Source organism: Acinetobacter sp. 1125_18A, assembly GCF_052824985.1.
Map to the genome: position 1 here is coordinate 419,946 of NZ_VTDG01000004.1, position 22,032 is coordinate 441,977.

Consider the following 22,032-nt stretch of genomic DNA (forward strand, 5'->3'; position numbering starts at 1 on the left):
TTCATTTGTGACAGCACAAAAAATTCAAAGTATTGCATTGCAGCGATTCGCAAAACAAGGCTTTACTGCAACATCAATGAATGAAATAGCCGAAGACGTTGGCATTAAAAAACCCTCTATTTATGCACATTTCAAAAATAAAGATGATTTATATTTGAGTCTAATTCCGATTATGATTAATCATGAACTGACTTATGCAAAAAATACATTAACTGGTGGAGAAAATTTTCATCAACAACTTTGTGCGTATTTCTGCAGCATAGGTGAACGATTTGATGCTTCATATGATGTACAATTTTGGATGAATGCGCTCATTAACCCACCACAGCATATTTATGATCAAGTGATTGATCCGATGCATATATTTATGGATGATTTGGAGAATATCTTTAAAAACGTATTCGCTGAAAATATAGAAAACAAGAAGTTTGATTCAACAACTTTGGCTCGACTGTGCATGTGTTTTGTAGATGCTTTGCAAAGTGAGCTCATTTATGGTGGTAAAGATAAATATAAAAAAAGATTAGATGCGATCTTAAAAGCACTTGAGGTGTTAATCGGTTAAAAGGTGCTAAATATCTAATATTAGATATTTAGCACTATCTATTTTTAAGCATTTTTATGAGCAATTGTATTTAATATAATCATACAAAAAGCACATATAAGTAAAGTTACAGGAAGGACGAGGATATTTTCTGTTGCAAGACTGGCAATAAAACCAATAACTGCTCCGAAACTATATTGAAGTAAGCCAATTAAAGCTGAAGCGATTCCTGCTAAGTGATGTTGTACCTGTTGCATGGTCAGTGCTGTAAGATTACCAAATAAAAGCCCTGTAGAACTAATAACCACAGTCAGTAATAGGGTGTAAGCCCATAAACTTGGTGTATACAGTAACGTTACTAGGCTAAGCATAAGTGTAAAAAACATTAAAATAATAGAGCCTAGCTTTAAAACTTGGTAAGCAGACCATCCTCTATTCAATAACCAAATTGAAAGCTGACCAAAGATGATGAAACACAGTGCATTGAGTGCAAAGAGATAACTATAATGTTCAGGGCTGACTGAGTAATGTTGAATAAAAATATAGGGTGAATTGCTAATGTAGAAGAAGAACCCACCGAGTAGAAAGCCTCCAGCAAGGGTAAAACTGAAATAGCTTTTATTTCTACATAGAAGATAGTAATTTTTGAAAATATTTTTTAGATTTAAGGGTTGTCTATTCGAAAGAGCTAATGTTTCTGGAACAGATATACTACTCCACACCAATAACATAAAAGATAGTAAGGCTAATGTATAAAAAATAATATGCCATGTGCCGTAGTTCAAAAGTTGACTTCCAACCAAAGGGGCAATGATTGGAATGACCATCATGACTTGCATTAACACAGAAAAATGGCGAGCTGCATCTTGCTCATTACAAATATCGCTAATAATTGCTCTAGGTGTGACCAGACCAGATGCAGCACCAATGGCTTGAAGAAAGCGTGCGAACAATAATAGTTCAAGTGAAGTTGCGACTGCTGCGAGCAGAGAACCCAAAATAAAAATAATTAAACCAATTAATAATGGAATTCTTCGACCAAAACGATCAAGAAATGGTCCATATAAGCCTTGGCCAACAGCTAAACCTACTAAAAAAATTGATAATGTTTGTTGGATTTGACTGGTAGATACCTGTAATGAGGTCGCTATCACTGGAAATGCGGGCACATAAATATCAATTGCTAAGGCATCTAAAGCAGTTAATAGTGAGAGTAATATGATAAATGAAGTACTCATTTTGTGAGTCTGTAAGTGTCCTTGCATAAATTTCACCCAAGTTTGTATAATTAAAACTACCTAACGGTAGGTAGTTTATTTTGTTTGTTTTTAAAATCAACCAAAATACGATTTTTAATGGAGTTAAAGAGCAGGGCGCCAAAGGTAGCTTTATATGTATAAAAAGAATCCTTACTGAATAATCTTTTAAAATGAACCAACTATCGTCATTAAATTACAACATATAAAATAATAGTCACGCTGAGTGAATACTGAAAGTATTAGTCAAAGAGCTTGATGTAAAATTACATGCAAGTGGAGAATGTTGTTTTAGAACCGGTTTCAATTTGTAGCCGTTCAGACTTTGATCTGACAATTATCAATATTTGTTTGAATATCAAAAAATGACCATTATTTAATTGACCTTTAGCCCTGATTTCTTCTCTTGATTCCTATCCGGCTGAATTTTGCGCTGAGTAGAGACTATGGCTCGTATGAGGTCTTATATTTATGTTTTGATTGTTTGAATTAATTATTTTTAGAACAAGAATTAACTCGAATAATTACCTCAATTTAGATGTAAAAATAGGGTTAAATAATTAATATTTAACCCTATAATGTTTAATTGTAGACTCAGTCTAGTTTTCTTAGATCATTAGTTTATTTTCTTAAAAATAAAGTCATTAATCTTATGGCCTGCCTCAATACCACGACGTTCAAACTTGGTTTGTGGACGCCAGTCCGGACGAGGATAGCTATTGCCTTTGCCTGCTAAGTTTTCTAAACGAGGGCGATTGTCTAAAACATCGAGCATCCATTCAGCATAGGGTTCCCAGTCTGTTGCAGCATGGAATGTACCACCAATTTCAAGTTTTTCTTCAACCAATGGCATACGATCATGAGAAACAAAACGGCGTTTAAAATGTCGTTTTTTCTGCCAAGGATCAGGGAAATAAAGTTGAACCGTATTGATACTATTGTCAGGCATTTCTCGTAAAACTTGAATTGCATCTGCATCTAAAACACGTAGGTTTTTAACTTCCGCCATTCCTGCTTCATAAACACATTGCGCAATACCAGGTACATGCACTTCGATTCCAACAAAATTACGTTCAGGATTGGCTTTTGCCATCAGGACCAAAGAGCGGCCCATACCAAAACCAATTTCTACCGTAAGTGGGCGTTCAGGATGTTCAAAGTGTTGACGTAAATCGCCGACAGGGTATTCCAAAATTAACTCACGATGTTGTTCAAGCGCAGTACGTTGTGAAGTATTGAGCGGTGACGATCTACGCATAAATGTCACAATTTCACGGTGTTCTTGCAAATTGTCTAATTCTACAATTTGTGCTTCAATTTGATCGTTTGACATGATTTAGGTAATACTAGAAATCTAAAAGGCGTATTGTAAGTGCTGAGCTTCGCAAGTCAAATTTTTTATAGAATTTCATTCAATTCTAATAAATTTACAATGAAAACTGGATAAAATAAAATGACTATCGAGCGCTGAATCAGAGAGTATTGCTGTTACTCAACGCGTCGTTATGTTCATTTAGACTTTGTCTAATTAGCTCGATTAATTCGCGCGATGCTTTAGGTAGTGCTTTATCTTTTAACCAAATCAGATAAATCGGAACAGAAAGTTGATTGTAGGTATTTTTAAAATCAATTTGGATTAAACGCCCAGCATCAATATGTGATTTGACCAATGAATATGGGAAATTTCCCCATCCCAAGCCGATCTCAACCATATCAATCGCCGTTTGTAGATCATTGGTTCGCCAGTAAGATGCAGCAATTACCGATCTCAAATCTGCAATATCAAGCGCACTACTCGCGACAACAATTTGCCGAACATTAACCAAATCCTCGATATAAATAGGATGAACTGCTTGATTCATCAAGGCATGATTTGCAGATATAGTTGCAACAACAACCTCCATGCTGACCAACTGCAAATGTTCTTGCATTTTGATATGTTGCCCTGAACCCGCTAAACAAATTGTGATTTGTTCTGAATACAGTAAATGCAAAATATCATCTTGTGGCGCAGTAATGATTTCGATATTGAGCAACGGGTATTTTGCTGCAAGTTTATCAATAGATTGTAAAAGTTTTTGATTGTTTACATCTGATACAACACCTATTTTTAAAGTACTCTCCAAACCTAAGGACAGTTCATAAGCATGCTTACTCAATTGTTTTAATTGTTCTGAGATGATTCTTGCCTGTGGGGCTAGGGCAAGTGCTGACGCTGTCGGAATCACTTTGCGCGGTGTTCTTTCAAACAGTAGTAAGCCTAATTCTGCTTCGATATTTGCGATGCCCATACTGACGGCTGATGGTACTCGATTTAAGGCACGAGCCGCAGCAGAAAAAGAGCCTGTATCCAGTACTTTTACAAATAATTCTATATTTTCGCTGGTGAAATTCATAATTGGTATCAGTCAAACTGAAAGCTATTGTCTTTATCTATTATTATAACTGAAATTAAAATAGCTTTTTTGAAAATCTGTTTGGGTAAGTTTATGCAAGGTCTTAAACGTAGAGTAATTTATGTAAGTACTTATGAAATCATTGGATTAGGTATTTCTTCTTTAGGGCTGGCACTACTTTCGGGTACACAATTAACCCATACGGGGCCTTTGGCTTTCCTGATTACCACGATTGCTGTGAGCTGGAACTTTATTTATAACTTAATTTTTGAAGCATGGGAAAAACGCCAAACTTTACGTCAACGTACAGTAAAACGCCGTGTAGCTCATGCGATCGGATTTCAATTAACCTTGGTGGTTTTTCTTATTCCATTGATTGCATGGTGGATGAATATTAGTTTTCTAGAGGCATTTTTATTAGATGCGGCTTTAATTGTTATCATTCCAATTTATACCTTTATTTTTAATTGGTCTTTTGATCGTTTATTTGGTGTTCCACTTTCTGCTCAAGCTTAAAATGTAGTTGTTTCTGCTTAAGTTATTTGCCCATTCAATTGAATGGGCAATAATTCAGGTTTTTTCTAGCACAATAATTTCTATTTAGGGTCTGTTGACATTTCATAAATGGCTTGCGTTGTAGGTTAAAATTGAGCAGGCAAGGCATGAAACGAAGAAAATAGCGAGACTATTTTCGAGTTTCATAACGTAGGCTGAGATAATTTTAGCCACAACCCTTGCAGCGCAAGGCGCAGCGGGGGACTAGCGTGTTTTTTGCCGCTACGTTGTTACCTTGCGAAACGATGTTTCTCATCATTTAGAATGACTAAATTTCGTATTTCGCGCCTAGTATCGCCTAAAAAACACACGTAGTCGCAAACATAGACGAATTGTCAACAGACCCTAATGCTTTAAATTTATACGACAGCTCATGTCGCAACAATAAAGAAATAGCCGTTGTTGACCGCTCATAATTTATATAATCACTAAAGTTCATTCGGAAAATTAGGTGTGAGTGATGACAGAGCGTATTAGAGAAAAGCTGCAAATTTTAGCAGATGCTGCGAAGTATGATGTGTCATGTTCATCCAGTGGCAGTAACCGTAAAAACAAAGACAGTGGGCTAGGCAATACGGGGGCTGGAATTTGCCATAGTTATACCGAAGATGGTCGATGTGTGTCGCTGCTTAAAATCTTATTTTCCAATGTGTGTATTTTTGATTGCTCATATTGTGTTTCTCGCCGTTCTAATGATGTCAAACGAGCTGCTTTTACGGTACAAGAAGTTGTTGATTTAACCATTAATTTTTATAGAAGAAATTATATCGAAGGCCTTTTTCTCAGTTCAGGAATTTTTAAGTCAGCAGACTATACCATGGAGCGCATGCTACAAGTCGTTAAAAAGCTACGATTAGAAGAAAACTTTAATGGCTATATTCATCTTAAAACGATTCCAGGTGCTTCACAGGAGATTATCCATGAGGCAGGGCTTTATGTAGATCGGATGAGTATCAATTTAGAAATGCCTACCGCGGAAGGCCTTAAAAAGTTTGCTCCTGAAAAAACCCATGATGAAGTGCAAAAAGATTTGGGCATTGTTCGAGATCGTTTGATTCAATTTAAAGATGAAAGAAAAATTATAAAAACTGTGCCGAAGTTTGTTCCAGCAGGACAAACAACTCAAATGGTGGTGGGCGCACATAATGAAACGGATCAGGATATTATCTTAATGGCTGATCATCACTACAAAGAATTTAAACTAAAACGGGTATATTTTTCGGGCTATATTCCGATTAATGATGAAGAAAAAGCATTGCCTTCAGTGGGTTCAGCACCGCCATTACTGCGTGAAAATAGATTGTATCAATCTGATTGGTTAATGCGATTTTATGGTTTTGAAGCGACTGAAATTGTCAATGCAAAGCATCCAAATTTAGACTTAGATATTGACCCCAAACTGAGCTGGGCACTACGTCATCCTGAACAATTTCCTATCGATATCAATCAAGCTGAATATCGAATGATCTTAAGAGTCCCTGGAATTGGGGTGCGTTCAGCTAAAAAGATTGTTCAAGCACGTCGCTTTGGTAAAATTCATATTGATCAAATCAAAAAATTGGGGATTGCTTATAACAGGGCCATGCATTTTATTCGTTGTGCAGATACTCCACCATTTTTAAAAGATCAATTACCCAGTCAAATTCGCCAGAAAATATTACAGACAGGGCATTCAAAATATACTCAACAACTTTCACCCCAGTTGGACTTGTTATTCTAAATGGTGAAATATATTTTTGATGGGACCATGACAGGGATTTTGTGCTGTGTATTTCGTGCATTTCAATTTAAAGAGTTTGATGTCATTGTCTCAAGTGAAAACAACACCCAAGCCGCTTTATTTGATGAAACGATTTTTGTTGAATCCAATGACGCTCAAGCCAATAGAGTTTGGCAAGGCCTAAAGTTAAAAGTTTCAGCAAGTGGTTTACGTAATTTTTACTATACTTTTTTATCTGAACAGGAAGATGCTTTTCAACATCTGTTTAATTTTAGTGTTTATGCATTCTTCGCTCAAAAAGCGATTGATCGAGATTATGGTCATCCAGATGTTTTGGCACTGTCAAAATGGGCCAAACAAGTGGGAAGAGAAAAACATCGTATGGAAGCTTTTGTTCGCTTTAAAAAGTGTAAAGATGAATTATTTTTAAGCTTGGTTAAGCCAGATTTCAATGTTTTGCCTTTGATCGAAAAGCATTTTAAAACCAGATATCAAGATCAGCGCTGGCTTATTTATGATGAAAAACGAAATTTTGGTATCTATTATGATTTAAGACAGGTTCATCAAGTCAATATGAATGTCTTAGAAATTGATCAAAATATTCATCAAGGCTCTAGTCAGGATTTTAGTGTTGAATTAGATCATCAAGAGGTTCTATATGATCAGCTTTGGAAAGATTATTTTAACAGTGTAAATATTTCAGCGCGAAAAAACATTAAACTGCATATTCAATATGTACCAAAGCGATATTGGCGCTATATGAATGAGAAAACGATTTAAATATTTTTAAATCAATAATATGAGTTTGGTTTTGATGTCTAGCTGATTTTCTCTATTACATTCATGAATGAGTTTGGAAATTTGTCAGTTCTTAGGTATTAAACTTGATTCTCTAATTATTCTATATTTCTAAGACTCGTGTTTTTTCAATTGAGTTTTTTTGGGAATCAAAAACCTTATAAACGCTAGTTTATAAGGTTTTAATGCATCTATCCGAAATAATATAAATCAGATATTTCGGGATTGATCATTTATTCACTTTGGGCTTAATCATCTAACACTTTAGACTGTCGTTCATTATCTGCTTTCCCAATCTGCCAGTAAGAACAGGCATAACAATCTTCTTTGCCCCAATCACTTTGCTTTCTTAAGATATTACGACATGCCCGTACGGCTTGTAGTTCAGCGGTAATATGTGCAAAACGGCTTGCTGGTAGATTAATGAATTCAGGATGGCGTAACAATTCGTCAGCCAATAAACTTTGCTGAAGCGGGTTCGGATTGAACAGCCATGTTTGCTCTAAATCAGCTTGTGTATGTAGTTCGATTTGATCTTCTACAGTTGCCACTTCTGCAATGACATATACTTTGGCATCAGCTGTTAATTTTTCTAAGATCACTTGAGTGACTGCAAGTCCCGTCCCATCGGTGATAATGAGATAATGATTTAGTCCTGTAGGGATTGAATTTTTAGCGGCAGTAGACATGGTTACGCCAATTTGATCTCCAGGTTGAGCACGATCTGCCCAGTGACAAGCCACCGTATCTGTACCATGCATTGCAAACTCGATGGTTAGAGTTTTATTGACTAAATCAATATCACGATGGGTATAAGTCCGAATTTCTGGCATCATCTCAGGATTACTGACAATCCATTTACGTTGATTAAAATCAAAATCAGGAATTTCTATTGTGGTTTGATCATGCCTTGGAATAAAAATTTTATTGTTATCACCAATACTGGTGTGTTTGAATTTCTCAACATCTGCACAGTCAAAAATAATACGGATATAGTTTGGACCTAGATATATTTTCTCTTTCACTTGAATAAAAGTGCGATGTGCATTCAGCGCCATGATTTATTCCATATAAATAACAATAATTCTCATTATCGTATCGACTTTTACATGAAAATGCCACCATTACCGCGTGAGTTGATTGCAAAACTGCAAATATGCTCAGTATCCATCATCAATAAATCATAAACAATTCAATCTATCCATTGGTATTATGCAGTATGAGGAGGAATAGCATAGGTTACAGAATCATATTTAGGTTTCTTTTTATACTCAGAAATAACCCCACCTAAAGATTCCGCGATATGGCGACTGGCATAATTTTCGACAGCTACAGGATAAATAAAATTTTTAAAACTCAAGTTAACAGAAGCCCAATGAACCATGCTTGTTACCGCATCTTTACCAAATCCTGACTTATGTCGATCTTCTCGAATCCAAATGCCTAATTCAGGTGTTTCCGTTTGTATTTGATGCAATCCTGCAAGGCCAAGAAACTCATGATTGGCAATGTTTCTGACGACGAAAATTAACTCATTCCCATCTTTAATATTCTCTAGCCATTTATGCCAAATCTCATCAAACTCTTGACGGCTTTGCGGAGGATCCCAAGCCATATATCGAGTCAAGGTGGGAGTAATATGCTGAAATACCTCATCAGCATCTAAAGATGTAAATGGTTTTAAAACAACTTGAGAAAAATGGATCTCTATATTATTCCAGTTCAAAAAAACCTCGAAAATTCAGAATTACAGTTAATTTATCGTATAGCAGACAAAAGATACATAGTTAAAATCAGGATCGGTTTAAGCTAAAAACTATCCTAAATTGAAGTCATCAATAGGGATATCGATCCTAGTTTTCTGACTTTATTCTGAATATCGAGTTTCAATTTAATCCCTGAACTCATAGCAATCAGAATTTTTATTGATCCGCTTTAATCAATAACCCGCGGAGTAAAAGGTTTAGTGCTGTTCTTCCAGACTTGAGTCTTTGATTATGGTCGTCACCATCAGCTATCCAAAATGCGGTTTCAGCTAAACTGCCATAAATTAAGCAGGCGAGTGCTTGCGGATCAGCTTGCTCAATGATTCCTTGCTGGATAAGTTGTGCTATCTGTCTTTGCATAGAATCAATACAGTGTTGTTGCGAATCTATAGATGCGCCACCCAATACCGCCCGTGCATCACGCAGTACGATGCGTTGATATTCTGATTCTATTGCCATGTCCAGATAAGTATGACAACGCTGATTAAATCCCGACCAAATATCTTTAGCTTGTTCGGAGATCATATCTAAACGTTGATCCATTTCATGATCGATTTGTGCAACGACTGCAGCCAGTAATCCTTTTTTATCACCAAAATGGTGATACAACGCACCACGAGTGAAACCTGCTTGTGCGGTGAGATCATCCATTGAGGTATCGGCATAACCGCGTTCACTAAAGACTTTTCGAGCCATTGTAATCAGTGCAGCACGGGTTTCTTCCATTTCAATACGTGTACGACGAACCATCAATTTCTCCTTACATACATTTCGTATGATTATTTACATACATTTCGTATGAATGTATGCTTTATTCATACGCAATGTATGTATTTTTACTGAATCCTTATATGTTTGCAAGAGATTGTATTCAGGAGAGTCTGATGATTGGTCCATATAGAGAACTATTTTTTGTCGCAGGGACCCAAGGTTTTGCTTTGGCTGGGCTATTGGCTCGGATTGCCTTACCGATGACCGGCATTGGTATCATTGTTATGTTGTCTCAAATGAGGGGGAGTTATGCGCTGGCAGGTGGAGTATCTGCGGTATTCGTATTGACATACGCATTAGTGTCGCCCCAAGTATCAAAGTTAGTTGATCAATATGGACAAAGCCGCATACTGCCTATCGTAACAACGATCAGCAGTATCGGTTTACTGATATTGGTATTTGCTTCATGGTGGCGGGCAGCTGATTGGACGTTGTTTGTGGGGGCATTATTGGCGGGTTTTATGCCCAGTATATCTGCCATGGTAAGGGCGCGTTGGACGGCAATATATGCTGGACAAGCTCAATTACAAACCGCTTACTCACTAGAAACAGTACTAGATGAAGTCACCTTTATTATTGGCCCGCCATTGTCTGTTGGCTTATCGGTAGCAGTGTTACCACAAGCAAGTTTACTGGTTGCAACATTGTTGTTGATTATCGGTGTATTTTTACTGGTGTTACAACGAGGTACAGAACCCCAAATCGACACACAAGATTTAACTCATAAGCGTTCCGGCTCAATCATTATGTTTGTTCAGATACGCTTGCTGACATTGTTAATGGTTGGAATGGGGATCATTGTAGGCACGATTGATATCGTTAGTGTCGCCTTTGCTGAACATTTTGGTCAGCCTGCAGCTGCTAGTTTGGTGCTTTCTGCATATGCGTTAAGTTCATGTTTAGCTGGCTTATTATTTGGTGCAGTTAAATTGAAAATGTCTTTACAGCATCTTTTATTACTTGGAGGTGTGGCAACTGCAGCGAGTACATTACCCTTATTATGGGTGAATAGTATTACGCTGCTGGCAAGTAGTGTTTTACTGGCAGGAGTATTTTTTGCACCGACGATGATCGTCGCAATGGCACTGGTTGAGCGCATTGTGCCAAAACATCGCCTGACGGAAGGTATGACATGGTTACTGGCTGGGTTAAATGTTGGTGTGGCACTAGGAGCAGCAATCTCTGGACAAATGGTTGATGGCTATGGGCTAAGATCGGGTTTTCTCGTTGCATTATGCGCAGGGGGTATGGTGTTGGTGATTGTATTATGGGGACATTACCGTATGGCTAATGACAGCATAGATAATCACAGCATAGCCATATCAAATGATCCGTCATGATGATCAGCACGATTTTTTGTGTGTGCTTCCTGGAATGGTCTTCGATTGAGGGCTTTAGTTTAAGTGAATAACTGTGATTCATAAAAAACCATTTCAGCGACTCAATGCGGAAATGGTTTTTATGAAATATGTGTGCTTAAGATAGCGTTAAAGGATTTTATCTAAAGCGTATTGTGTTGCTAATAGTGCGTTGGTTATGTAGTGCATTGGTTTTGCTACATAATAAAACTCTAATTTTTCCCCACTATGTGTTAATTGCGTTTTAACTGCTCAATTCATTTTTTGCCCAGTTCGGATCATCTAACATTTGATATACACGTTTCTTATCAACATCATTTTCCCATACACCAATCACTAAAGTTGCGACACAATTACCAATCAAGTTGCTTACTGCTCTTAAAATACCAATCAGCCAATCCACTGAAAGGATCAATACCAAGCCAATCGCTGGGATAACAGGAAAGCTGGATAAAGTCGCAGCGAGTACAACGATCGCTGATGCAGGAATGCCATGTGCTCCTTTTGAGGTAAATAAGGTGATTAAAAGAATCATGATGAGGTCTGAAATTGTTAGGTGAACACCTGTCGCTTGCGCGATAAATACAACAGCAAGGGTGAGATAAATTGAAAAGCCATCTAAGTTAAAAGAGTAACCCGATGGAATGACTAGGCTTACAGTGGAGTCTTTTATCCCTAATTTTTTTAGTTTATACATCACTTGCGGTAATACTGAATCAGAAGATGATGTTCCACATACGATGGTGATTTCTTCTCTAAAATAGCGAATGAGCTTAAAAATATTGAAACCTAGGAGTTTTAATACCAGACCAAGTATGACGATCACAAAGAAAATCACAGTTGCATAATAAATTAAGACCAAATAGCCCAAATTAAGTAAAGTTTCTATTCCAAATTTTGCCACGGTAAAAGAAATTGCACCAAAAACGCCGATAGGAGCCAGTTTGATGATGATGGACATGATTTTAAAAATAACTTGAGATATTTTGTCAATAAAAGAGGCGACAGGTTCACTGACATCTTTAGACAGCATAGATAATGCAACGCCAAATAAAATTGAAAAGACAACCACTTGCAGAATATCATTCCCTGTAAATGCGCCCACAGCGGTTTGAGGAATCATATTTAAAAAGAAATCAGATACGCCTGTAACTGCATGGATATTTTCATTGTACTTGGTCATTTGGGACGCATCTAAAGTTGAAATATCCACGTGCATACCATGCCCAGGTTTAAATATGTAGGCTGCGGCTAATCCTAAAATTAAAGCGATAGTGGTCATGATTTCAAAATAAATCAGCGTTTTTATTCCCACTTTCCCAGCTTTTTTTAAGTCTCCTGCACCATAGATTCCCAACACAATGACACAGAATATAAGCGGTGCAATCAGCATTTTGACAAGTTTGACAAAGCCATTACCAAACACTTGAAAATTGATCGCAATATGTGGCAAAAAGTAACCGAATAAACAACCAATCACCAATGCAATCATCACTTGTAAAAATAAAGAGCGTTTAATAAGCTTCATTGAGGAGATTCATAACTAAAAGGTCACTTGAAAAAGCAATAGTTATGCCATTTTTTGAATGAATAATTTTTGGTCTTTTCTGTAGTTTTTGTTATGGCGGTATTTGATGTTTAATACATAGGCTGCTTAATAGTGGTATTTAATTATTTATAGATCAAAAAAATAAAAGGATATATAACAAGCCTTAAAACAATATCCTAAAACATTTAACAATAAGAAGCTAAAACTTGTACATCTACAATCGTATTTTTTGTTAGCTTGAAATATACCGTATTGTTGGAGTAAGAAAATGACTAAAAAAGTACTATTCATCACTTCCAATTCTGGCGTTGAGCATGATGAGCTTAAAAAACCTTTGGACTTTTTGACGAGCAAGGGCATAGAAAGCATACACGCTGCGATTGAATTAAACGATGTACGAACCGTTGTTCATGATGATGAAAAATCGGTGTCATATAGTCCGCATGCGATTTTGGAAAAAGTAGATCCAAGTGATTATGACCTGCTGGTTATTCCAGGGGGAACGGTCAATGCCGATCAATTGAGAATTGATGAGAATGCTAAGAAAATCATTCAATCCTTTACAGACCATAAGAAACCGATTGCTGCCATATGTCATGGACCATGGGCTTTAATCAATGCAGAAAGAATTAAAGATAAAAATTTGACTTCATATAAAAGTATTCGTATAGATTTAGAGAATGCAGGTGCAAACTGGATCGATGAAGAAGTTCATCGTTGTAATACGGGTGGATGGGTACTCATTACATCGCGTAGTCCAGATGATATTCCTGCCTTTAATGAGGCGATATTAAAAGAGTTGGAATAAGTGAATAGAGCAGGCTAGGCAAAGTTTAAATTTTTGAGATAGCCCTCTAATCGAGGGTTATTTCATACAATCTTTGAATATGTTGGGTTTTAATTCCCCACACAGAACCTGATATTCTACGTTGATGATTTTCAAAACTTTGTCGATTCTCAAAAACTTCATGCACATCCCAAATTAAGGGATTTTGGCTTTGTTTGACCTCAAAAGAAACACAACCTTGTTCTTGTCTGGTTAACTTGATATGTTCTGGAAGACATTCGATTACGATATTTAATTCTTGTTCAGACACACAGATTAACTGACCACTTAGCTTAACCATAGCATTCTCATTGATAAAATATAGCTGTTGTTTTATGTAGGCGTAGGACGAGTCTTATATATTATAGGGTCTGTTGACAATTCGTCTATGTTTGCGACTACGTGTGTTTTTTAGGCGATACTAGGCGCGAAATACGAAATTTAGTCATTCTAAATGAGTAGTTCGTAACGACGTAGCGGCAAAAAACACACAAGTCCCGAAGGGTTGTGGCTAAAATTATCTCAGCCTACGTTATGAAACTCGAAAATAGTCTCGCTATTCTCTTCGTTTCATGCCTTGCCTGCTCAATTTTAACCTACAACGCAAGCCATTTATGAAATCTCAACAGACCCTATTTATTGCGTAAAAATTTAATACGCATTTTTTATTGGATTGCTCACATATTACTTATAGAGAAGTGATACTTAAAATATAAGGTTAATATTTAGAGCGTACATCGTCATATTCCTCAGCATAAAAAATAAAAACTTGTAGGAAAAGTCATAAAAAACGTAAAAGATCGCCACGATAAAATAAAGTTAAATCATAAAAAAACTTGAGCTTTTGAAAGAGCATAAAGGCGATGCTGACTCACTCTAAAAAACAGTTGACCGCTACAGACTTCAATCTATTCAGATGACCAAGTGGATGAAGTTGCCTAAGTAGAGCACCAATTTTATAAACCATCCTATATTGCACTCATAAATAGCAAGCTTGCATTTTGACTAAAAAAAAATGATCTAAATTATTGCATATCAGTCTCACATATATAAAAAAGATATAAAAAACAGTTTGTTATTTTTTGGCATGGATCCTGCAAATGCAATTCAAACTTGTATACAAGATGGGATTCAAAAAATGTACTTAGAAAAAATGAGTGGCTGGACGATTAGTGATTGGCAACGGGCTTACCAAACTGGTGAAATTAATATCGAAAAATTGTGTGACTTAGTGAGTAACTTTGATCCGCAGGACAATGCATGGATTTCAATTGCGACTGTCAAACAAATCAAACAACAGATTGAAGATCTTCAAATCGATACTCATGACTTAGAGAATATTTATCAGCAATTTCCGTTATATGGAATTCCATTCGCAGTTAAAGACAATATTGATGTAAAAGGATTTGTGTCTACTGCGGCATGTAAGATCATCTCTCATCCTGCTGAACAAGATGCTGCACTTGTCCACTTATTGAAAAATGCTGGCGCGGTTGTCGTTGGTAAAACAAATTTGGACCAATTTGCAACTGGATTAGTTGGCACTCGATCTCCTTATGGCGCAGTTAAAAATAGCTTTAATCCAAATTATGTAAGTGGTGGATCAAGTTCCGGTTCAGCGAGCGTAGTGGCTCGTGGTCTGGTGCCTTTTTCATTGGGAACTGATACTGCAGGATCTGGCCGTGTTCCAGCTGGTTTTAACAATATTGTGGGTTTAAAACCAACCAAAGGGCGTTTTTCAAATCATGGTCTATTGCCTGCCTGTAAGACTGTTGATTGTATTTCGATTTTTGCTTTAACAGTTGTAGATGCTGAATATGTTGCCAATCTATTAGAAAAATATGATGCGCGAGATAGTTACTCGCGGAAAAATCCAAAAACAGCGCCAGCACGCTTTACCTCAAAACTCAATTTTGCAATACCCGACACTTTAAATTTTTTTGGCGATCAGCAATCGGAACAAGCGTTTAGCCAAGCAGTTAAATTACTTGAGTCTTTTCAGGCTTCTATTACAGAGATTGATTTTACGGCTTTTGAAAAACTCGCAGTACAACTTTATCAAGGACCTTGGGTGGCTGAACGAACTGCTGCTTTAGAAGATTTTATCGAACAAAATCCTGAAGCATTTGATCAAACAGTTTTAGAAATAGTTAAACAGGGATATCAATACACAGCAATTGATGCTTACAACGCAGAGTATCTAAAACAAGATTTGGCACGTGAAATTCAGGAAAAATTGGCTCAGTTTGATGCTTTGATCGTACCAACATCCCCCACAATTTACACAATCGAAGAAATGAAAATTGAACCCATTAAGTTTAACTCTCATTTTGGTACATATACTAATTTCACCAATTTGGCTGATTTAAGTGCACTGGCTTTACCCGCAGGGTTTCGAGAAGACGGCTTACCTTTTGGAATTACTTTAATTGCACCTGCTTGGCATGATGCTGCATTAACTCATTTTGGAAAACTCTGGCAGCGATATCTCGATTTAAAGTTAGGGGCAACACAAGCAAAATTGAAATCTACTCAACTGGATTTAACCCGATCTGATCATCATATCCGTGTGGCTGTTGTTGGGGCTCATTTAACAGGTATGCCACTGAATTTTCAATTGACCAGCAGAGATGCTGTACATATTGAAACGACCAGAACTGCCAGTAAATATTCTCTATATGCATTGAATGGGACAGTGCCGCCTAAACCGGGCCTTGCACGTAATCAAGCTGAGGGGAAAGCCATTATTGTAGAACTTTGGGATATTCCAACTGCTCGTTTTGGGGAGTTTGTTGCAGAAATCCCGACACCACTGGGTATGGGAAATGTGGAACTTGAAGATGGGCGCTGGGTAAAAGGCTTTATATGTGAACCTTATGGTTTGGACGATGCAGAGAATATCAGTCATTTGGGAGGATGGCGGGCATATATCCAACAGCGAAATAATCCAGTACCAGCTGTATCGAATTAAGGGGAAAGCATCATGTTTCATACTGTATTAATTGCAAACCGTGGTGAAATTGCTGTAAGAGCCATTCGAACCTTAAAGAAATTAGGCATCAAAAGTATAGCTGTCTATTCAGACACAGATCGTTATGCTCAGCATGTATTAGATGCAGACCACACAGTTGCTTTACAGGGGATTAAGCCAGCAGATACTTATTTGAGTATTGAAAAGTTAATCCGAATTGCAAAAGACACAGGCGCACAAGCGATTTTCCCTGGTTATGGTTTTCTTTCTGAAAGTGCTGAGTTCTCGCAAGCATGTGAGGAAAACGATATTGCATTTATGGGGCCTACAGCCGAACAAATTTTAGAATTCGGACTAAAACATCGTGCACGTGAACTGGCGGCCATAGCCAATGTGCCAATGACACCCGGAACAGGTTTATTAAATAGTCTAGATGACGCACTCGAAGCTGCGGAAACAATTGGTTATCCGATCATGTTGAAAAGTACCGCAGGTGGTGGCGGTATTGGTTTAACCCGCTGTGACTCAAAAGATGCCTTAATGGAAGCTTATGAAAGTGTGAAACGCTTAGGTGAGCAATTTTTTAAGGATGCTGGCGTCTTTTTAGAACGCTTTATAGATAAGGCTCGTCATGTAGAGGTACAGATATTTGGTGATGGTCAAGGTCAAGTGGTTGCTTTGGGAGAACGGGATTGTTCACTACAACGTCGTAACCAAAAAATTGTTGAAGAAACACCTGCAGCAAATTTACCTGACGCAACACGAAAAAAACTACATCAAGCTGCAATTGAGCTCGGAAAATCGGTTCAATATCGTAGCGCTGGAACCGTTGAGTTTATTTATGATGCAGCACGAGATGAGTTTTATTTCTTAGAGGTCAATACTCGACTACAAGTTGAACACCCTGTAACAGAAATGGTAACAGGGCTGGATTTAATCGAATGTATGCTAAAAGTCGCATCAGGGGATCGGTTGGATTGGGATGACTTAGCGCATATACAGCCCCAAGGTGCAGCTATAGAAGTTCGGGTCTACGCAGAAGACCCAGTTAAGAATTTTCAGCCGAGTCCAGGTGTTTTAACCGATGTTTATTTCCCTGAAGGGATTCGGGTTGATACATGGGTATCAACAGGCACTGAAATTTCTCAATATTTTGATCCCATGATTGCTAAGATCATCGTTCATGCTGAAAATCGTGAGGCTGCGATACAAAAGTTAAAACAAGCATTAGTTGAAGCACGACTCAACGGTATTAGTACCAATCTTGATTATGCGCGTGAGATTATTTCAGATATTCGCTTTGAAAGTATGCAAATCTGGACACGGATGTTAGACGATTTTAAATATACACCTCGGGTGATTGAAGTGGTTCAGCCAGGAACATTAAGTTCGATTCAAGATTATCCTGGGCGTGTTGGTTATTGGGATATTGGCGTCCCACCATCAGGCCCTATGGATGATTTTGCTTTCCAATTGGCAAATAAAATTGTAGGCAATGATGCTAAAGCTGCGGGTTTTGAATTTACCTTGATGGGGCCTACGTTAAAATTTCATGCTGATACCACCATTGCATTAACAGGTGCGCCATGTTCTGCATATCTTGACGATCAAGCTATTCATTTTTGGCAACCGATTACAGTCAAGTCTGGACAGATACTTGAGTTAGGGCAGGTTGAATCCGGTTGTCGAACATATCTTTCAGTACGCGATGGTTTGGATGTCCCAGTATATTTAGGCAGTCGCTCGACTTTTGCATTAGGTAATTTTGGAGGTCATGCTGGTTGTACACTTCGTGCAGGTGATACGATTAAAATGGTGAATCCGACTTTACTTATGAATGAGTTACCTATTGCCATTGCACAACCACAAGCATTGTCTAACCACTTAATTCCAAGCTATAGCACCGAATGGAAAATCGGAGTGCTATATGGACCACATGGCGCACCAGATTTTTTTAAACAAGAATATATTGAAGAATTCTTTGCTTCAGAATGGACGGTTCATTTTAACTCAAACCGTTTAGGAATTCGTTTAAGTGGGCCAACGCCAAGTTGGGCACGAGAAAATGGTGGAGAAGCTGGATTACATCCTTCCAATGTACACGATTGTGAATATGCCATTGGCGCAATCAACTTTACAGGTGATTTCCCTGTTATTTTAGCTAAAGATGGACCAAGTCTTGGTGGGTTTGTTTGCCCAGTAACGATTGCTAAAGCAGAATTATGGAAAATCGGACAACTTAAAGCAGATGATAAAATCTCTTTTTATCCATTAAGCGTAGAACAAGCGAATCAATTAGAACAACAGCAGCTAGATTTGATTGAAAACTTTTCAACTGCTGTTCCAGATGTAGCCCCTATTTCTAAAGCGGAAATGGGTACGACGATTTTGGCACAGAGAGAGGCTATGCAGCTTTCTCCAAAAACAGTTTATCGTCAAGCCGGAGATAGTTATATCTTACTTGAGTATGGTGACAATATTCTGGATCTTTCCCTTAGATTACGTGTCCACAAATTGATAGAGCTGATACGTGCTCACAATATCGCAGGTATTTTAGAATTATCACCTGGTGTTCGTTCCTTGCAAATTAAATATGATGGTTTGATCATCCTGCAAAAAACTCTAATCGTTGAACTGCTCTATTTAGAAGAACAAATGGGTGATCTAAGCCAAATAAAAATACCATCACGTATCGTTTATTTACCCATGGCATTTGAAGATAGTGCCACCCTGAGTGCAGTTGAACGATATCAGGAAAGTGTTTGCGCCAAAGCACCGTGGCTTCCAAATAATGTGGATTTTATTCAGCGAATTAATGGTTTGAAACACCGTGATGAAGTTAAACAAATCTTATTTAATGCAAATTATCTTGTGCTTGGATTAGGAGATGTTTATCTGACAGCCCCTTGCGCAGTACCGATTGATCCGCGTCATCGTTTGTTAAGCTCTAAATATAATCCAGCGCGTACATTTACCGCAGAAGGTACTGTTGGGATTGGTGGTATGTACATGTGTATTTATGGAATGGATTCACCAGGTGGATACCAATTAATTGGTCGCACATTACCGATCTGGAATAAATTTAAAAAGAATAAACAATTTGGCGATAAACAATGGTTCCTGCAATTTTTTGACCAAATCAAATTTTTTGAGGTTACTGAAGCTGAATTAGATCAGTGGCGTTTAGATTTTGCCAATGGTCAAGCTCAAATTCAAATTGAAGAAACTGAATTTGATTATGCGCAATACTGTAAATTTTTAGAGGATGAAGCTGACAGCATCGAGGTCTTTAAAGAAAAACAACAGTTTGCTTTTAAAACTGAAGTTGAACGATGGAAAGAAGATTTTATCCATCCAGAAGAAACCCAAAAGGATTACATTGAACAGCAAGATTTTAGTCACTTTGTCGCTTTAAATGCATCAATGACAGGCAATATATGGAAAATATTGGTTGAACATGGTCAAGTGGTGAAGAAAGGTGAAACTGTAGCGATCATCGAGGCTATGAAAATGGAATTACCTGTATATGCATCTGAAGACGGTATTGTAAAAGCTGTGACTTGTCGCGCTGGTCAGACAGTACATAGTGGTGAGCCATTGGTCTATATGGAATAGGATATGACTGAAATAAAGAATTCTTTAAAAAGCTCAGACAATTTGTCTGAGCTGGTTTATCGAAGAATCAAGAATGATATTTTTGATTTTAAACTTATGCCGAGTGAGCGTTTTACTGAGTCAGAAATTGCTAAAACTTATCAAGTGAGTCGTACCCCTATACGTCAAGCTTTATATCGTTTACAGCAGGAAGGTTATGTAGAGGTCAGTTTTCGAAGTGGTTGGCAGGTGAGACCACTGAACTTTAGATATTATGAAGAACTGTATGATGTTCGCATCATTTTAGAAAAAGCAGCCATCGAAATACTTTGCGCTCATATTGGGGAGCCATCAATTGAGTTGGCCGTATTAAAAGATTTATGGTGTATCGAACCTGAGCAATACCTAAAAGATATTAAGGCGCTTTCTCAACAAGATGAAGATTTTCACTGTTCTCTTGTTCGTGCAGCAGGTAATCAGGAAATGGCACGAATACACCGAGAACTGAGTGAAAAAATTAGAATTATTCGTCGCTTAGATTTCTCCAAACAATATCGTATAGAGGCAACTTATGCTGAGCATCAGACTATTTTAGGTTTTATTTTTAGAAAAGAGCGGGATTCTGCGCTAAATGCGACTACAGAGCATATCAAACAGAGCCGTGATGAGGTAAAGAAAATTACATTGCAAATGCTAGATTCTAGTCAATTTATTTAAGCTAAAATTTTGATTAATTGACTTATACTTCAATGCTTTTAAGGGAAGGATGATGAATATTTGTTGTAAATTGAGAGAAATGCATAAATGCGGAAAGGGAGGGGCGCAAGTTCCACACTTTGATTAAAAGAAAAAAGCTAATTGACGATAAAGCAGATGTAAAATAGTTAATCAAGAATAGCAAACAACAAAAAACCACTTAGGATGAATGCACCTAAGTGGTTGTCTTATTTGGTGGGTCCACCCAGACTTGAACTGGGGACCAACGGATTATGAGTGGAGATATATTTTTATATTTTACTATAAAAAACAATATTTTGGATTTATTGTGAATAGTCAAATCGAATAAAACCAACAAGACCGCGGATAAATCTGGAAGTATAAGAAAACTAAGATTTTTAACTTTTCTAAGATGAAGATGAAGAAAATCTGAGTTTTTATATAAGAATAATAAGCTATTTTTTGTACAAAAAGCTCACTAAAACCGCAAAAAGACCGCGGTCTACTACAGGACAGCAAAAATAGACCACAGAAATACAATAATTTTTTTATAAACCATAAAGATAAAAAATTAAGTAATAAATTTTGAGAGTTCAAATCTGAATAAATCATCTTGATGATGCATAAATTTTTTAAATTCATCGTTTGCCCTAATAGCACCATTTTTGCTCAAAACTAAGTTTTTGAGTTGATCATTTCTTTCTAAAGTAACAACAACGTTACTACTTAAACCCAATCTAATATAATCATTACTTTCTTTATTAATTGTACCGTAGATAAATAAATTATATTCATCCTCAGTCAGTAAATTAATATCAAATAATACATTAGCAAACTTATATATATGAAATGATAAAAAATCCGACTCCATTTTTATTTTAACTAATGCAATATTAACCATTTCCTTTTCATTTTTTTTGAAAGATCTATATAGTTTTTTAAAAAACTATCATTTGAAATCGCAAACTCGCCATAAGATGAACCAACATAAAAGTTTTTACCAGCGTATTCTTCTCTAATCGAGTAAAAATATTTAAGCATATTCTTAATATTTTCACTCATATTTAGTTTATGTCTATTTTCATTAAAAACTCTATAAAAGTTTTTGGCTTTTTCTTTAGATAAACGTAATAAATTCTTTTTAGTAATCTCATCTTCAAAGTCTTCAATAAAAAACAGTGATATTTTATCTAGAGCATCTTTCATACGCC

At 36.9% G+C, this 22,032-nt stretch carries 19 protein-coding genes; 9 read left to right on the top strand and 10 right to left on the bottom strand.

The window, feature by feature from the left end; all coding sequences use genetic code 11:
• Positions 1-7: 7 nt before the first annotated feature.
• The gene (locus tag FY049_RS10080) at positions 8-565 is read left to right on the top strand and encodes a TetR/AcrR family transcriptional regulator (protein ID WP_446083662.1); all 558 of its coding nucleotides are present in this window, start codon (positions 8-10) and stop codon (positions 563-565) included.
• Positions 566-609: 44 nt separating this feature from the next.
• Here FY049_RS10080 and FY049_RS10085 read toward each other — a convergent pair whose 3' ends face one another.
• The 3 genes from FY049_RS10085 to FY049_RS10095 form a co-directional block, all read right to left on the bottom strand.
• Complete coding sequence (locus tag FY049_RS10085) at positions 610-1,809, bottom strand: multidrug effflux MFS transporter (RefSeq protein WP_224965358.1); 1,200 nt, start codon at positions 1,807-1,809, stop codon at positions 610-612.
• Positions 1,810-2,416: 607 nt separating this feature from the next.
• Entirely contained in the window at positions 2,417-3,133 is a 717-nt protein-coding gene (gene trmB / locus FY049_RS10090) for a tRNA (guanosine(46)-N7)-methyltransferase TrmB (protein ID WP_446083663.1), read from the bottom strand.
• A gap of 139 nt (positions 3,134-3,272) precedes the next feature.
• Positions 3,273-4,196 carry a LysR family transcriptional regulator gene (locus FY049_RS10095; RefSeq protein WP_446083664.1) on the bottom strand — a complete coding sequence of 308 codons (924 nt, stop codon included), beginning with the start codon at positions 4,194-4,196 and terminating at the stop codon, positions 3,273-3,275.
• A gap of 93 nt (positions 4,197-4,289) precedes the next feature.
• Here FY049_RS10095 and FY049_RS10100 point away from each other — a divergent pair, with 93 nt between their 5' ends.
• From FY049_RS10100 to FY049_RS10110, 3 genes are all read left to right on the top strand, one after another.
• The gene (locus tag FY049_RS10100) at positions 4,290-4,712 is read left to right on the top strand and encodes a PACE efflux transporter (RefSeq protein ID WP_004821026.1); all 423 of its coding nucleotides are present in this window, start codon (positions 4,290-4,292) and stop codon (positions 4,710-4,712) included.
• A gap of 499 nt (positions 4,713-5,211) precedes the next feature.
• Positions 5,212-6,471, top strand: coding sequence for a putative DNA modification/repair radical SAM protein (locus FY049_RS10105; RefSeq protein ID WP_151957965.1), 1,260 nt, complete (start codon positions 5,212-5,214; stop codon positions 6,469-6,471).
• On the top strand, positions 6,472-7,251 hold the full coding sequence (locus FY049_RS10110) for a TIGR03915 family putative DNA repair protein (RefSeq protein ID WP_446083665.1): 780 nt from the start codon (positions 6,472-6,474) through the stop codon (positions 7,249-7,251).
• Between the two features lie 266 nt (positions 7,252-7,517).
• On the opposite strand, the gene FY049_RS10115 is transcribed toward FY049_RS10110, so the two are convergent.
• The 3 genes from FY049_RS10115 to FY049_RS10125 all read right to left on the bottom strand — a co-directional run bounded on the left by FY049_RS10115 (position 7,518) and on the right by FY049_RS10125 (position 9,785).
• A complete protein-coding gene (locus FY049_RS10115; protein ID WP_446083666.1) occupies positions 7,518-8,327 on the bottom strand; it encodes a siderophore-interacting protein in 810 nt (269 codons plus the stop codon).
• Between the two features lie 152 nt (positions 8,328-8,479).
• Positions 8,480-8,995, bottom strand: coding sequence for a GNAT family N-acetyltransferase (locus FY049_RS10120; protein WP_056510607.1), 516 nt, complete (start codon positions 8,993-8,995; stop codon positions 8,480-8,482).
• 196 nt (positions 8,996-9,191) lie between these two features.
• Positions 9,192-9,785, bottom strand: coding sequence for a TetR/AcrR family transcriptional regulator (locus FY049_RS10125; protein WP_446083667.1), 594 nt, complete (start codon positions 9,783-9,785; stop codon positions 9,192-9,194).
• Positions 9,786-9,919: 134 nt separating this feature from the next.
• Between FY049_RS10125 and FY049_RS10130 the strand changes: the two genes are divergently transcribed.
• A complete protein-coding gene (locus FY049_RS10130; protein ID WP_446083668.1) occupies positions 9,920-11,146 on the top strand; it encodes an MFS transporter in 1,227 nt (408 codons plus the stop codon).
• A 262-nt stretch (positions 11,147-11,408) separates the two neighbouring features.
• Here the strand turns inward: FY049_RS10130 and dctA are convergent, their stop codons facing one another.
• Positions 11,409-12,692, bottom strand: coding sequence for a C4-dicarboxylate transporter DctA (gene dctA / locus FY049_RS10135; protein WP_446083669.1), 1,284 nt, complete (start codon positions 12,690-12,692; stop codon positions 11,409-11,411).
• 289 nt (positions 12,693-12,981) lie between these two features.
• On the opposite strand from dctA, the gene FY049_RS10140 reads away from it, so the two are divergent.
• Positions 12,982-13,521: a type 1 glutamine amidotransferase domain-containing protein gene (locus FY049_RS10140; protein WP_154130725.1), complete on the top strand. Its 540-nt coding sequence runs from the start codon at positions 12,982-12,984 to the stop codon at positions 13,519-13,521.
• A 46-nt stretch (positions 13,522-13,567) separates the two neighbouring features.
• Here the strand turns inward: FY049_RS10140 and FY049_RS10145 are convergent, their stop codons facing one another.
• Positions 13,568-13,840, bottom strand: a complete 273-nt coding sequence (locus tag FY049_RS10145; RefSeq protein ID WP_446083670.1) for a putative quinol monooxygenase — start codon at positions 13,838-13,840, stop codon at positions 13,568-13,570.
• Positions 13,841-14,677: 837 nt separating this feature from the next.
• On the opposite strand from FY049_RS10145, the gene atzF reads away from it, so the two are divergent.
• Genes atzF through FY049_RS10160 form a run of 3 tightly spaced genes read left to right on the top strand, consistent with a single transcriptional unit; the run spans position 14,678 to position 20,821 of the window.
• Positions 14,678-16,510 (top strand): allophanate hydrolase, encoded by a 1,833-nt coding sequence (gene atzF, locus FY049_RS10150; RefSeq protein ID WP_446083671.1) that lies wholly within the window; start codon positions 14,678-14,680, stop codon positions 16,508-16,510.
• Positions 16,511-16,522: 12 nt separating this feature from the next.
• Complete coding sequence (gene uca, locus FY049_RS10155; protein ID WP_446083672.1) at positions 16,523-20,125, top strand: urea carboxylase; 3,603 nt, start codon at positions 16,523-16,525, stop codon at positions 20,123-20,125.
• A 3-nt stretch (positions 20,126-20,128) separates the two neighbouring features.
• Complete coding sequence (locus tag FY049_RS10160; RefSeq protein ID WP_004721035.1) at positions 20,129-20,821, top strand: GntR family transcriptional regulator; 693 nt, start codon at positions 20,129-20,131, stop codon at positions 20,819-20,821.
• 571 nt (positions 20,822-21,392) lie between these two features.
• On the opposite strand, the gene FY049_RS10165 is transcribed toward FY049_RS10160, so the two are convergent.
• Positions 21,393-21,722: a hypothetical protein gene (locus FY049_RS10165; protein ID WP_446083673.1), complete on the bottom strand. Its 330-nt coding sequence runs from the start codon at positions 21,720-21,722 to the stop codon at positions 21,393-21,395.
• Positions 21,704-22,027: a hypothetical protein gene (locus tag FY049_RS10170; RefSeq protein WP_446083674.1), complete on the bottom strand. Its 324-nt coding sequence runs from the start codon at positions 22,025-22,027 to the stop codon at positions 21,704-21,706. Before FY049_RS10170 ends, FY049_RS10165 begins: the two co-directional genes overlap by 19 nt.
• Between the last annotated feature and the right edge of the window lie 5 nt (positions 22,028-22,032).

What these genes read in the sequence shown, in the direction of transcription:
- FY049_RS10085 (WP_224965358.1), bottom strand. Translation starts at nt 1,809, where the DNA reads ATGCAAGGACACTTACAGACTCACAAAATGAGTACTTCATTTATCATA.
- trmB (WP_446083663.1), bottom strand. Translation starts at nt 3,133, where the DNA reads ATGTCAAACGATCAAATTGAAGCACAAATTGTAGAATTAGACAATTTG.
- FY049_RS10095 (WP_446083664.1), bottom strand. Translation starts at nt 4,196, where the DNA reads ATGAATTTCACCAGCGAAAATATAGAATTATTTGTAAAAGTACTGGAT.
- FY049_RS10100 (WP_004821026.1), top strand. Translation starts at nt 4,290, where the DNA reads ATGCAAGGTCTTAAACGTAGAGTAATTTATGTAAGTACTTATGAAATC.
- FY049_RS10105 (WP_151957965.1), top strand. Translation starts at nt 5,212, where the DNA reads ATGACAGAGCGTATTAGAGAAAAGCTGCAAATTTTAGCAGATGCTGCG.
- FY049_RS10110 (WP_446083665.1), top strand. Translation starts at nt 6,472, where the DNA reads ATGGTGAAATATATTTTTGATGGGACCATGACAGGGATTTTGTGCTGT.
- FY049_RS10115 (WP_446083666.1), bottom strand. Translation starts at nt 8,327, where the DNA reads ATGGCGCTGAATGCACATCGCACTTTTATTCAAGTGAAAGAGAAAATA.
- FY049_RS10125 (WP_446083667.1), bottom strand. Translation starts at nt 9,785, where the DNA reads ATGGTTCGTCGTACACGTATTGAAATGGAAGAAACCCGTGCTGCACTG.
- FY049_RS10130 (WP_446083668.1), top strand. Translation starts at nt 9,920, where the DNA reads ATGATTGGTCCATATAGAGAACTATTTTTTGTCGCAGGGACCCAAGGT.
- dctA (WP_446083669.1), bottom strand. Translation starts at nt 12,692, where the DNA reads ATGAAGCTTATTAAACGCTCTTTATTTTTACAAGTGATGATTGCATTG.
- FY049_RS10140 (WP_154130725.1), top strand. Translation starts at nt 12,982, where the DNA reads ATGACTAAAAAAGTACTATTCATCACTTCCAATTCTGGCGTTGAGCAT.
- FY049_RS10145 (WP_446083670.1), bottom strand. Translation starts at nt 13,840, where the DNA reads ATGGTTAAGCTAAGTGGTCAGTTAATCTGTGTGTCTGAACAAGAATTA.
- atzF (WP_446083671.1), top strand. Translation starts at nt 14,678, where the DNA reads ATGTACTTAGAAAAAATGAGTGGCTGGACGATTAGTGATTGGCAACGG.
- uca (WP_446083672.1), top strand. Translation starts at nt 16,523, where the DNA reads ATGTTTCATACTGTATTAATTGCAAACCGTGGTGAAATTGCTGTAAGA.
- FY049_RS10160 (WP_004721035.1), top strand. Translation starts at nt 20,129, where the DNA reads ATGACTGAAATAAAGAATTCTTTAAAAAGCTCAGACAATTTGTCTGAG.
- FY049_RS10165 (WP_446083673.1), bottom strand. Translation starts at nt 21,722, where the DNA reads ATGGTTAATATTGCATTAGTTAAAATAAAAATGGAGTCGGATTTTTTA.
- FY049_RS10170 (WP_446083674.1), bottom strand. Translation starts at nt 22,027, where the DNA reads ATGAAAGATGCTCTAGATAAAATATCACTGTTTTTTATTGAAGACTTT.